Origin of the sequence: Haloarchaeobius iranensis, from assembly GCF_900103505.1 — an archaeon.
GTDB lineage: Archaea > Halobacteriota > Halobacteria > Halobacteriales > Natrialbaceae > Haloarchaeobius > Haloarchaeobius iranensis.
Genome location: NZ_FNIA01000023.1, coordinates 1 through 12612, shown reverse-complemented (window position 1 = coordinate 12612; position 12612 = coordinate 1). Strand labels below are relative to the sequence as shown.

The window sequence follows — 12612 nt, the reverse complement described above, 5'->3', positions numbered from 1 at the left end:
TAAAAACGTCACTCTCCGAAGGTGTACGTGTGACAGCCGATACAGTTCTCGTACCGGGGGTCAGGGACGTCCGCGCGAGTCTCGACGAATCGCAACGGGACGCCGACGCCTGCGTCGTCGCGTGTCCGCCACACCCACAGCATCGCGGCCACCGCGGCGACAAGCGCCTCGTCACCGTCGCCGACGCACTGACAGCGGGCGGCGTCGACTGCCTGCGCATCGACTACGGCGACTGGGACGAGGGCTACGGCGAGCGCGAGGACGTGCGCAACGCGGTGCGCTGGGCGGCCGAGCGATACGACCGCGTCGGCCTCTTCGGCTTCAGCTTCGGCGGCTGTCTCGCCATCCTCGCCGCCGCGAGCGTCGACGCGCCCGTCACCGCGGTCAGCGCGCTCGCACCCGCCGACCGGCTCGCCGACGACCTCGACGCGGTCGCAGCCCTGGAGGACCTCGACTCCCCTGCCCAGATCTGTTACGGCGAGCGGGACGACGTCGTGAACTGGGAGCGAATCGTCGAGCGTGCCGAGGAACTGGGCGTCGAGACGGTCCGTTTCGGCGCGGACCACTTCTTCGTCGGGCAGCACGAGAAGGTCGGCGACGCGGTGTCGGCGTTCCTGCTGCGGACGGTCTGAGTCACTCGCCCGCCGGGACGCTCGACGGGTCCGCGACGGGGAACAGCTCGTCGACACGTGCGAGGGTCGCGTCGAGGTCGCCCGAGTTGTCGACCACGGCGTGCTCGCACTCGATGGGGTCGAACAGCTCGCGGAACCGCGAGTGCAGGTCCGGGTCGGCGTCGCTCTCGTCGTCGGTGCGCTCGCGGATGCGCCGGCGGGCGACGGCCTCGTCGCACTCGACCTTCACGAGCCGGAAGTCGACGCCGAGCTCCGCCGCGAGGTCGACGACGTCCCCGCGGAAGCGTGCCTCCTTGAACGTCCCGTCGAGCACCGCTGTCCCGCCGGCTTCGACGACCTCGCGGCCGCGGCCGAGCAGTTCGCCGTACACCGCGAGCTTCTCGGCTTCGGTGTAGTCGGGGTCGGGGAAGAGGTCCTTGCGCACCACGTCGGTCCGGACGAGCCGGCCATCGACGCGGTCGGCCACCGCCTCGGCGATGGTCGTCTTGCCCGCACCGGGCAGGCCACAGACGACTAACAACATCGGCCACCGTTCCGTCGTGTGGCCGCGGTGGTCGCCCGCGAGCGTACGTCGGTTCGTCGGTCGGCCCATCCGTGTCCGGCGGTCGCCCCGTGCCCGGCCGTCATTGGGAGACAGACGACACCGAGCGCACATGAAACTGTGGAATCCGTCGCGGGAGGGGGCGTTCAGGCGCTGTAGATACTGGCGTAGGCGTCCGCGAACTGCTTCGAGAACACCGTGCCGAGGTACTTGATCTTCACCGGCGTGACGACGACGGTGATGAGCTGGACGACCGGGATGAGCGCGATGACCACCGAGATGGCGAAGGCGATTCCCCCGACGATGGTCACCTTCACCCAGGCGACGAACCACGTGCCACTGACGAGCACGCGCGCCAGCTTCGGGGAGAACCCGGACAGCATCGACCCGGTCTCGGCGAATCGCGCCAGCCCCGCCGAGCCCGCGTAGCCGAACAGCGCGGTCAGCGCGAACCAGATGACGAGCCCGGTGAGCAGGCTCCCGAGCCCCTCCTGGAAGTTCCCGTTCAGGATCGCTGAGATGCTGCCCAGCACGAACACGACGAAGGCGATGATGGGGATGATGCCGTAGACGGTGCCGATGACGGAGCCCTTGATGCCGTCGACCAGGAGGTCGCCGGGGTCCGCGAACGACGGAGGCTCGGGGTCGCCCTCGAGTCGTTGCCGCATCACGCGGACGTAGTACCCCGTCAGCAGCCAGCCCGGGACGACGAGGAACGTCAGGTACTCCAGCACCGTCCCGACCGCGATGGTCTTCCACCACCCCTCCTCGTTCATCGGATACTTCATGTCGGTGCCGAGGCTGTCCGGCCCCCGCGTGTCTGGGTGGTGGCCCCCCGAGTCCTCCACACCGCCGGTCGCCGCCCGGACGTTCGACCCGCCGCCGCGGTCCGGACGTGACGGGTCGCCGTTACGCGGTCCCGCGCCCGTCGCGGTACCGTGTTCGCGCGCTGGCCCCCGGTCGTCGACCGCGGGCTCCGCTCGCGTCGTCGTCCCGCCAGCGCTCGTCTCCTCACCGGGTGGTGGCCCGCGTTGGCCTCGGCGGTCGGTCTCCGGGTGGCCACCACCGGTCGATGCCGGCCGCCTGTCGGAGCGCTGGTCACGCCGCTCGTCGCGGCGAGGCGGCTCGTCGCGTGGGTCCCGCTCACCCTGGCTCGGGGCCGGCTCCGGGTCGCGGCGGCCCGACCGGGCGTCGTCCTCGCGCGGGTGGCCGTCGGCACCGCGGTCTCGCCCTCGACGGTCGTCGTCGCGGCGGCGGTCGTCACGACTGCGGTCGTCTCCCCGCTGCCGACCACTGGGGCCGTCGTCAGGGGAACCGCCGTCGTGGGGAGCGTACCGGTCGTCGCGCCGCTCGCCCTCGGGTCGCCCGTCGGGCTGTCGTCCCCGGTCGTCGCCGCGGCGGCCCCGGTCAGCCGTCCCGCCTCGCTCGGACCGTGCGTCGGCCCCGCGGCCGCGAGAGTCCGACCGCTCGTTCCCCGGCCCGTCCCGACCGTCAGCGGGTCGACTCCGTGACCGTCGCTCCGACTGGTCCGACCCGTCGTCGGTGCCGCGCCGCCGCGACGACCCGTCCCGACCTGCCCGCCGCCGGTCCGTGGCGGCCGACGACCGACCGTCATCCCGTTCTCGCCGGCTGCGTTTCGAGTCCGGCGACGTCTTCCCGGTCTGGTCGACCCCACAGCGTGGACAGATGTCCGTCGACGGGTCGAGGCTCACGCCGCAGTTGCGGCAGTCGCGCTGGCCTCCGCCGGCGTCCTGCGAGCGCCCGTCGCCCGCCTGCCGACGGGTCGACCGTGTCGTCCCGTCCCGCCCGTCGCCGCCACGCTCGCGGCCGGTCGTCCCCGACGGTCTGTCGCTCGTCCGTCCGCGCCCGCCGGCCGCCTGTTCGACCCCACAGCGGGGACAGACGTCCGTGGACGGGTCGAGACTCGCACCACAGTTCGTACATTCGCGACGCCCCCCGTCCGTCCGACGCTCCCCGTTGTTCTCGCTCGGTGACATTCGCAACTGATTGCCACTGCGCGAAGCGGTCACTTGGGCGTACTGGCCGTTCGGTCCTCAGGCATGGGGCGCGACCGCACCCTGGGCCTGCTTCCGCTCGTCGAACGTCACCAGGTCTGCCCCGAGGTCCGCCGCCATCGCGAGCAGCGTCCAGTCGTTGTTCGACAGCTCCTCGCCACGGTCCGTGCCGTCCCGCATCGCCTTCGCCAGCCCGAAGTCGTCCATGTCTGCCTCGTACACGTCCGCGCCGTCCACGATGTCCTCGCAGGCGTCACGCACGGCCGCCGCGTCCATTCCCGCCTCGTCGACGAGGATGGCCTGCAGTTCCAGCATCGTCAGCGTCGACGTGGCGAACTCCTCGTCCCGGTTCAGGAACTCGCGGGCCACCTCACCGTGTTCGCCGTCGGCGACGAGCGCGGCGAGGAACACGTCCGTGTCGACGACGACTGTCATCGTCGCTCCTCCCCGACCGCCTCGACCGCGTCGATGTCGGCGTCACTGAAACGGCCGAACAGGCTGTCCCCGAGTCGCTCGGCTGGCGTGGCGTCGTCGTCGGCTGAATCGTCCATGCACGCCGTGGGCGGGCGGAGGGAGTAAAACGTTCGGCTCCAGGTATCGACGCACGCTGGGCACAAGGTTGAATCACCCACGTCAACGTTATCGACCGTGAATCGACGGACCTACCTCGCCACCCTTGGGCTCACCCCGCTCGGTGCGACCGCCGGCTGTGCGACGATTCAGGCGGGACTGAACGGGGCGCAGGCATCAGTGAACTTCGAGTTCCCGGACGGCATCGACGCCGACGGCGTCACCGCACCGAATGACGTGTTCGAAGGGCACGTCGTCGCACTGGCGGGGACCACCTATACGTCGGAGTTCCGCGAACAGATCGGCATCAACGAGGGCGTGATGTACGGTGGCGGCACCGACCAGTTCCAGCGGTGGGAACTCGACCTGCCGCAAACGCTGTACTCGACGTTCTACATGGAGGACGACCTGTTCTTCGCTGGCACGGACGAGGGGACAGATGAACAGTCTCGACTGGCCGTCGGCGGCCGGGAAAGTCTGGTCACGGACCACCTCGGCGACACCGTGGGAATCCCGTTCTACGAGGTACTCGACCTGCCGTGGGGTGAGGCGAACGTCGAGGTACAGACCGACCGGGGGCCGGAGGTGGCGGTCTTCCGGCTGGAGGACGTCGGGGAGCGACTGGCCCCGAACGTCTCCAGCGTCGGCCACCTCGAACTCGCCATCGACACCGACGGCGTCATCAGACGGATCGACGCCGACTACCACGATGGTGGTAGCGTCCACAGGGTCTACGAGTTCAGCCTCGAACGGGGGACTGAACCCCCGCCGGAGCGGTCCGGCCGCCCGGCCGTCGTCCAGGAGTACCCCACGTTCGACGTGGACTGGCGAAACGACGACCGGGTGCTCGCGGTGACGAACACCGGCGGCTCTCCGGTCGACGGGGAGCGGCCGTACGGCATCCTGAACGCGATGGAGCTGGGGTTGGAGAACCCGCCAGCGTGGGGCTTCCAGGTCGACTGGCAGTCGATGGAGCGGCTCGATCCCGGACAGACCGCGTACCTCTATGCCGACACCGACGACAGCGTGACGCTCGCGGCCACACCGCCGGACAACGCGGACTCATTCCCCGTTCTCCGTGGCGAAGCAGTGCCGAGCTTCCTGTACCGTTACGAACGGGTGAACGCCGTCGGGCCGTTCGAGATGGTGTACGAGACTCGCTGTGACGGGCTTGACTGCTGAGGCACGCCGTCACGTCCATCGGTCGTTGTTTGGCGTGCGCTCGCTCTCACTGCCGTGGCACCAGCGCGAAACGCGTCGCTCTGTGGCGGAGAATGCGGGAAAAGTGGGCCGGCGCGACGTGGATTCTCGCCGGATTTGCGGGGTCTCGTGGGTGTCTATCGGGCGAATCATCTCAGTAGTCTCTCTCTTCGATTTCATCGGTGGGGTTGAGGTCCTCGACGAGCGGGCGACGACGCTTCTCCATGCGGTCACGGAGTCGCCGCTGTCGCTCTCGGGGGTCGGCATGGTCGTAGTGCTGTTCTATCGTCTTCACCGCCGCGTTGACCCGCTCGGCCACGTCCTCGGGCGGCCAACCGAGGTTCAGCATGTGCGTGATGGCTCCCGTCCGTATCTGGTGCGGTGACCGGCTCGACGGGCACTTGCTCGCGTGGTTGCGCTCCACCCATCCGCAGGTGGGCCGCTCCTTTCCGTGCGGGCAAACCGTGTGTAGGCACGGTTGGGTCGCCATGTAGCTCCAGACCCGGATGGTGTTCGTCGTCGGACGGCCCGCCGCGCTCGCCAGGAGGGGCTGGCGGCCGCTCTCGTCGTGTACGTCGTACCGGTAGTCGTCGATGTACGTCTGGAGCACCTCGGCCGTCTCGCGCGGGATGACGACCGGACGCTGGCCCGCGCGCTTGTTCTTCAGCGGGGTCCCCGACTCGGGTCGGTGGAGGAAGTGAATCCACGGGTCATCGTCGAGGTACACGTCGCGGATGTCGAGCGCGCGGAGTCCGCCCTGTCGCGCGCCCGTGGTCCAGGCGAGTTCTAGGTAGGCGTGGGCGCGGGTGCCGTAGTCCTTCTCGCTGTTCCGGTAGTACTCCAGCAGCGCGAGCGCGTCGTCGGTCGCCAGCTTCGTATCGTTCGTGCGGTCCTCGGGGTCGAGGTTCGGCACACGGACCTTCTCGTGAAGGTCCTCATCGACCGCCTCGATGTTCTCGAGGAACTCGACGAACTTCCGAAGCGTGTGCATCTCGCCTTCCAGGGTGGCCGGGGCGATCTCCGAGCTGCGTAGCTCGTAGTACTCGTCGATGTCGTACCCCCTGAGTTGACCGACTTCGGTGATGCCGACGCTCTCGCACCACTCGACGAAGAGCTTCAGGCGGTACCGCCAGCCCTTGATGCTCTTGTCCGTCGAGTCGGGGCGTCGACGACGAAGGTACCGCTCGGCGGCTTCCCGCGCTGGGAGTTCCGACGGGTCGGGTCGGTCTCTCCGACTCACTTTTCCTCACCTTCGCCTGTCGACACGCAGTCGGGACAGAACGGGAGACAGGCTCCGTGTGCGTTCACCCGTTGGAACGTCGCCGTTGTAATCGGTTGGAGTTCGTCACAGCCCGTGCAGATGAACGTCGGCCCTCTCTGAGCGTCCGGGTCAGCGTGGACTTCCGCCGGAGCAACCTCTGTATTTCTCCAACCATTGCCGGACTGGATGGTGGATAGAATACCTTCACCTCGTCGGTGCGCGTTTAGTCGCTCACCACAGTCACGACAGACTGGTTCGCTCTGGGCTGGTGGGTGACCAGCATTGTCGATGTACCTGCGGACCGCATTGGGGCTGTAGAGCGCGGCGTGGCCTTCAGCCGGTGCGCCGCAGAAGTAACACGACTCGCCGGTTTGCTCGTCACCCCCGACGAGAGCGTCAGCTAGTCGGTTGTCGGTACTGTTTTCGGCGGCCGGTACATCGTCGCTCGTGCGGGGTCTAGGCCCCGTAAGGGTTCCAGCTTGCATGGTCGCTCTGGAACCATCTTCGGGCCGCGCTGCAACGCGGCCCGGTCTTCACACGTCCAATAGAGTCATCAACGTCCTGCGATGGTCCCGCGACTCGAACAATGTATGCGCTATTCAAAAATGTATCGCTGATTCTCTAACAACTCAAAGATGAACAAATGAATATACACGAACCCATTACTTATGCAAGAGTGTATAGCCTATTAATGCGTCACTCGGGGACCTGGATGACCGTGTGGGACGACCGAATATTGGAGTACATTCGTGAGAAGGAAGGAGCAGCGGTTGGGGAAATCAGCGACTCCGAGGGGGTCCGTGTTTCCCAGCCGACGGTTTCCCGACGATGCCAGAAGCTCGCAGAACATGGGCTTCTGACTCCCCTCGGAAACGGGGTCTACGTCATCACTGACGAAGGAATAGCGTACCTCGATGAAGAGTACGATGCAGAAGCAGGAGCGTATATGAACGCAGGTGAGCAGAATGGTCCGACGGCTAGCGGTCAAGAGAAAACTAACGGATGAGTCAACGCCTCCCCGCCCACTGGATGGTCCCTCTGGATGAACGGATTATCGAATACCTCGACGCTGAGCGACTAGCGAATCCCAGCTTGATGGAAAAGGAGATGAATTTCGATGCCAGCGAAAATCGAATCAGAGAACGCTGTAAGTTGCTGACGTATGCCGGATTCATCGCACCGACTCACAAGGATCTCTACGAAGTCACAACTTGGGGTCAGCTGTATCTTGAGGGCGAGATTGATGCTGCACACCAGCCATCTCCAACTCCGGATAGCGCCCTGAAAGGATAACGTAGTAAGTGCCTGAGCCGGCCAAATATTTCTCTGCTAGACATATTTATACTGCCAGACTAGAGCGCTAGCGCGCTAGATGGCACGGGAAGATACTGACCTACCCTTCGGAGATGCCTTCGGACCGAACCAGCTCGAGACAGGTGACGAGAGGGAGGAACTTGCTGTCGTTCTCGAACTGATTGAGAAATACGAGGGTGATGAAGACGGGTTCGACGAGGCGATTATTGAAACGTTCTTTCCGGACGATGATGGAACACGAGCGAAAAACGTACGTCTCGGTGTAAAGCCTAGTGGCTACGGTATCACCGACGAGGATTTCAAGTTCACAGATCTCGGCGAGGAACTCTACAAACTTCGAGATGAGCCTCAGAAGCTCTATGACCGATTTGCACGCCACATCCTTCGAAACCTTCACGGGCAGAAGGGAATCGAGATCGTCGAAGATCTCCGTGCGCAGGGTAAGAGTCCGGTGAACAAGAATCTCAAGCAAGAGTTTCGTGACCAGTACGGGTTCCACATTGACCGAACGTCGAACCACTGGTCGCAGATGCGGGGCTGGTTGTCGAAAGCCGGTGTTGTCAACACAGGAACCCACCACTACGAGATTGACCACGGTCGAATCAACGAGCTTACCGGGGCCGATTCAGAGACTATTCTTGAACTCGATGACCTAGAAGACGAACAACAGGCATTCCTTCGTGCCCTTGCCATCGTAGACCCGAACAAGCCGATCAAGAACGTCTACATACGGGAAATCGCTGAGGAAGCCTACGGGGTCGAAATTACTCAAAGCGGCATCAAGAACAGTATGCTCGAACCACTCGAAGAAGCGGGCTATATCGAGTGGGAACACGTCTCCGGGAAACCGAACCTGATTGAACCGACCGACAAGTTCGAGGCTGAAGTTCTGAAACCCATCTTGGATGACCTTGCAGAACGGACCGGTGCGCCTCGGAGTGTTCTCAGGAAGTCCTACACAGAACTACTCGACGAGATGGATAGCGACAACACCTACGACAAGGGTGTTGCGCTCGAAACGCTGGCCGTGAAACTCGGGCGGACGCTTGGGCTGGAGTTCGTCGGCTGGCGCGTCCGTGGGAGAAAAACGGGCGGTTCTGAGGTAGACGTGATTTTCGACGATCTCGGTCCGCTCTACAACCGGGTTCAGATTCAGTGTAAGAACGTACAAAAGCAACTGAGTTCGAAACACGTCGCCAGGGAAGTCGGAATCTCGCGGATGCTCCAGACGAACACGATTCTTATGATCGCCCGTGAGGGCCTCAGCAATGATGCCCGGCAGTTTGCTAACCGGGTCATGCAGCATGAGAATCTGGCAATCGTGTTTATTGAAGGGAAAGATATTGAGCGACTGGACCAAGACCCGAGTCACTTGATTGACGCCCTGGAAAGCGAATCGGCCCGAATCAGGCGTATCAAGCGTCTCGGGGGCCGGGAGGGTGTCGAGGAAGATGAGGAAACGACGCTCCAAGAGCGAGAAGATGAAGCGTTGGAAAAGTTCAGTGACGAGATCGAAGAAGCGAGAAGTGAACCCACAGACACGACGCTAACTGAGTTCGATACCGACGGTTAGTCGTCGGTCGGCTCAATCTCCGCAAAATCTTCGAGGCCACTCTGGTCTTCATCGAGCGCCTTGTCGATCTCCTCCATCGAGAGGAAGCGGAGTTCGGATGTCTGGATATACTTTTCTTGCTGCTCGAATGCTAGCCAGTTACGACCGAATCGCTCCGCAATTTCACCGGTCATGTTCGAGCCGCCGAAGATGTCGAGAACGACCGGCTCCTCTTCATCTTCGTCGTAGGGCGGATTCGGAGTGAGGAACTGGATGAAGAATTCAGGGATGTCTCGCGGGAAGCGAGCCGGGTGGGGGTCGATGTCGAGCTTTCTGCAGGCTTTCAGATAGTGCGTGTTTGAGGCCGTATTCGCAGCTTCAATGAGGTTCGGGGGAATCGATCCGTTCTCCTTCGGGTCATCGAACTTGTCGCTGATATCGTGGCCCGATGGACGTTCTTTGTCCTTGTAACCGTCCTCCATGAGCTTCTTTTGAGAGTCGCTATACTCACGGAGAACACGGGTATTGTCTGCCTCAGGTCGCTCCGTCTTCGAGAGCCACCAGACGTGGTTGACCGCGTCAGTCACGCGAATCCGCTCAATAGTGACCCACTGAGCGGGGGTCGGGAGCTTCGCAGGGTTGTACCAGTAGAAGTCCTGTGCGAGATTGAACGGTCCGTCCGAGCCTGCGAGCTCCGTCAGAAGCTCGAAGTGGTACGTTGAACGAACAGGCTTCCCCTTCTCCCAGCCACCACCGATGTCGATAACGAAACTGCCGTGGGGCTTGAGAACACGTTTGACTCGCTCGGCGAAGCCCTCGACGAACCAGTCATTGTAGCTGTCGATGTCCTTGTTTCCGTATTCCTTCTTCCTTTTCAGAGCGAAGGGGGGAGAGGTAACGACGAGATCGACACTCTCGTCAGGGAGTTCTTCGAGTAACTCACGGCTGTCGCCGTGGTACGCAGCACCATCAGATGTCGTGTAGTAGGGCTCTGAATCCATCAGCCCCGCGACTTTGGGTTCCTCCTTCATGCGTCGTTGGCTGGTGTATTCAGGGTCCAACACTGACTTAAGACTTGTACTTCGTAGGTTGGGGTCCATTGTTCGTGCCTCAGGCTACTGTGGCCCCGCTCTGCCGTTTGAACTTCAGGGTCTTCGCTACTCATAACTGGATTTTGCTCATAGTTTGAATCACGTTTTCCTCGGTCGGAGCGGCCAGATACGGTTCTATCGCGTCGTAGCTGCTCCACCCACCGAGGGCCATGACGATGCGTGGACTCACGTTCTCCTCAACGAGCAGGTTATTCGCCCAGCAACGTCGAAGATCGTGCGTCGACACGCGCCGGTAATCCTCGTCGCCGGTCTCCTTGACCGCGCCCTCGGCGGCCTGCTCGACCCAGTACTGTAGCGTGCGCTTGCCTCGGTCGATGAGCACTTGGTCATCGTCGACGTCGTGCTGCTGGCAGTACCGGTTCACCAGTGCCTCCAGCTCGCGCGGAAGCCATGTCTCGCGGTGCTTCCCGCCATCGTACTCGCCTGTGGTGTCCTTGCCGGAGACGATTTCGAGGTCATAGTGGGTGCCGTCGGACTTCCGCGAGATGTGCTCGGGCTTCACATCGAGCACCTCTGCGACTCGAAGGCCACAGTCGCCCATCAGTCGAATGGCGATCTCTCGCTGGAAGGTATCTGCAGCGCGGGGCAACTCGTGATACTCGTCGCGGGTCATCCACACAGTGAACGACCCATCCTTGTTTCTCTCACTCCGCATTGCACACCTCTCTAGAATTTCATGCACCTAGAGTGTTCCCCTGTTGACCGGGGGTTCTTGTGAGAAGCCGGATTTCGGTCGAATCAGCCCCACCCGAAGGATAGCGTTGCACCCTTCTACAAAAGCATGAAAGCTGGTATTCGAACTCTCTATCTTTGAGCTCCGAATCAGACCGGTTAGCCCGGTTGAGATCTATACCGATTGAATACATCTATGAACCTCATTACAAGCAATTCGTAAAAAGAGAGCACTGAGTTATTGGTTTTGACCTTAGTGGGTGAACCAGTCCTACGTCAGCCAGTAACTATATGATGATGACCTAACCATTCGAGGTATGAAGAGAAGGGGGCTTCTCGTTACTTGTTTTTCAGCATCCGGAATCGCTTTGTTAGCCGGTTGTAGCAGTACCGGAGACGAAAATAGTACACCGGAAGCGAGCCCGACGTCGGAGGTAGGGGAACAGACACCGACAGAGGAACCGCCAACGACTGAGGACCAGAGTCCGACTGAGGAACAAACATCGACAGAGGAACCGACAACGACTGAGGAACCAACGACCGAAAACACAGAACTCGAAGATGATGCAGTAAGGGAATACAGAGCTGGGTACGATACTGAACAAGAAATTGATTCTATCGGTGACTCAGCAACTAGAGCTTTGAACGAACAGGAGTGGGCCGATGCGGAAAGACGCCTCGACAATGTTATCGAAGAATCACAAGATGCTATAGATTACTTCGAAGAAGCTGCCCGACTAGCAGAGCGGTCGCAACATAGCGAGGCCCAAAGCATAGGAGTTGAGGCATCGAATTACGTGGAAGAGATTTGGATTCCTTGGGCGCGGAATGGTCTTGATGCGATCGAGGCCCGCAGAAACGGAAATCGGGAGGCATTCGATGACGCTGAACAGAGAATGGGTGATATCGTTGATTATTCATTCGAAGATGAGGCCCCTGATATAGCTGACCCGATTGAATTCCGGGATGCTCTCGGTCTGTAGTTACTAAAACTTCTTTCTCGCCGTGTGAGATAGATTTGGAGTGACAGCCACAGAAGATTACATAGCGGTTCGACGTTACTGAGGGCGAAGATCAGGACTGTCGCATGGAATTGAATAAGCATGAAGCGAGAGAGGCGACCTTTGATTCAGGAGATTGCCGTCGTGAGCTGCCTGGTCAGTCGATGTGTGGGTGCGGCACGGAATAAACCAGAGAAACCGAAGCTACTGTGTAGATGTCTTCAGACTAGCATGACATGTGCATCTGTAGTTGGATTCTTGAGAATCCCGGTGCTATTGGGTTAGGGATTGATCTTATCGGGGCCTCGTTGATGGTTGGAAACAGATACTCCATTACTCGTCGACTCGGCCTTTGGCTCTCACCAGTACATGCCCGCATGATGAACTCATATCAAATCTCAGTACCTCACAAAGCCGGTTAGTTAGAACGTCTGCTTGCTGCGAATGTGCCTAGCAAACAGCAGCAAGCAGACAGTGAAATCCACGAAGACCAGCTCCTTAACTTCCTCGTCAATCGACTTGACGAGGAAGTCTCTCTGAACCTTGCCAACAACGCTGAAACCGATGCTAAGGACATTTACGAGGTCCTCGTCGGCGCAACCGCCGACGGGACCTCAATCTCGACGCTGTGCAACTCCAGCGAAGACTCGCCATCGGCAAACACGGTTCTCTACCACCTCCGGACGAAGTTCGAGCCCGAACGGCTCGAACAAGTCGCTAACACGCTTCTTCGCCGAGACAT

At 61.5% G+C, this 12612-nt stretch carries 11 protein-coding genes and 1 pseudogene; 6 read left to right on the top strand and 6 right to left on the bottom strand.

Annotated features, from left to right (window positions below):
• Window positions 1-29: 29 nt before the first annotated feature.
• Window positions 30-632, top strand: a complete 603-nt coding sequence (locus tag BLT27_RS15675) for an alpha/beta hydrolase (RefSeq protein ID WP_089735582.1) — start codon at window positions 30-32, stop codon at window positions 630-632.
• 1 nt (window position 633) lies between these two features.
• On the opposite strand, the gene BLT27_RS15670 is transcribed toward BLT27_RS15675, so the two are convergent.
• The 3 genes from BLT27_RS15670 to BLT27_RS15660 all read right to left on the bottom strand — a co-directional run bounded on the left by BLT27_RS15670 (window position 634) and on the right by BLT27_RS15660 (window position 3623).
• A complete protein-coding gene (locus BLT27_RS15670) occupies window positions 634-1224 on the bottom strand; it encodes a P-loop nucleotide/nucleoside kinase family protein (protein WP_089735580.1) in 591 nt (196 codons plus the stop codon).
• A gap of 95 nt (window positions 1225-1319) precedes the next feature.
• Window positions 1320-3170 (bottom strand): DUF4013 domain-containing protein, encoded by a 1851-nt coding sequence (locus BLT27_RS15665; protein ID WP_089735577.1) that lies wholly within the window; start codon window positions 3168-3170, stop codon window positions 1320-1322.
• Window positions 3171-3227: 57 nt separating this feature from the next.
• The gene (locus tag BLT27_RS15660) at window positions 3228-3623 is read right to left on the bottom strand and encodes a type II toxin-antitoxin system VapC family toxin (RefSeq protein WP_089735575.1); all 396 of its coding nucleotides are present in this window, start codon (window positions 3621-3623) and stop codon (window positions 3228-3230) included.
• A gap of 213 nt (window positions 3624-3836) precedes the next feature.
• Here BLT27_RS15660 and BLT27_RS15655 point away from each other — a divergent pair, with 213 nt between their 5' ends.
• Complete coding sequence (locus BLT27_RS15655; RefSeq protein ID WP_089735573.1) at window positions 3837-4940, top strand: hypothetical protein; 1104 nt, start codon at window positions 3837-3839, stop codon at window positions 4938-4940.
• Between the two features lie 172 nt (window positions 4941-5112).
• Here BLT27_RS15655 and BLT27_RS15650 read toward each other — a convergent pair whose 3' ends face one another.
• Window positions 5113-6198 carry a tyrosine-type recombinase/integrase gene (locus BLT27_RS15650; protein WP_089735571.1) on the bottom strand — a complete coding sequence of 362 codons (1086 nt, stop codon included), beginning with the start codon at window positions 6196-6198 and terminating at the stop codon, window positions 5113-5115.
• Window positions 6199-6910: 712 nt separating this feature from the next.
• On the opposite strand from BLT27_RS15650, the gene BLT27_RS15645 reads away from it, so the two are divergent.
• Window positions 6911-7225, top strand: coding sequence for a winged helix-turn-helix domain-containing protein (locus BLT27_RS15645; RefSeq protein WP_089735569.1), 315 nt, complete (start codon window positions 6911-6913; stop codon window positions 7223-7225).
• Between the two features lie 366 nt (window positions 7226-7591).
• On the top strand, window positions 7592-9106 hold the full coding sequence (locus BLT27_RS15635) for a restriction endonuclease (RefSeq protein ID WP_089735565.1): 1515 nt from the start codon (window positions 7592-7594) through the stop codon (window positions 9104-9106).
• On the opposite strand, the gene BLT27_RS15630 is transcribed toward BLT27_RS15635, so the two are convergent.
• Together BLT27_RS15630 and BLT27_RS15625 are read right to left on the bottom strand one after the other, a co-directional pair.
• Window positions 9103-10116, bottom strand: coding sequence for a DNA-methyltransferase (locus BLT27_RS15630; protein ID WP_089735563.1), 1014 nt, complete (start codon window positions 10114-10116; stop codon window positions 9103-9105). The two genes, BLT27_RS15635 and BLT27_RS15630, sit on opposite strands and share 4 nt — an antisense overlap.
• A 130-nt stretch (window positions 10117-10246) precedes the next feature.
• Entirely contained in the window at window positions 10247-10852 is a 606-nt protein-coding gene (locus BLT27_RS15625; protein ID WP_089735561.1) for a site-specific integrase, read from the bottom strand.
• 334 nt (window positions 10853-11186) lie between these two features.
• Between BLT27_RS15625 and BLT27_RS19305 the strand changes: the two genes are divergently transcribed.
• Together BLT27_RS19305 and BLT27_RS15620 are read left to right on the top strand one after the other, a co-directional pair.
• Window positions 11187-11852 carry a hypothetical protein gene (locus BLT27_RS19305; RefSeq protein WP_139172363.1) on the top strand — a complete coding sequence of 222 codons (666 nt, stop codon included), beginning with the start codon at window positions 11187-11189 and terminating at the stop codon, window positions 11850-11852.
• A gap of 464 nt (window positions 11853-12316) precedes the next feature.
• A pseudogene (locus BLT27_RS15620) lies at window positions 12317-12612 on the top strand (ISH3 family transposase); the annotation flags it as partial.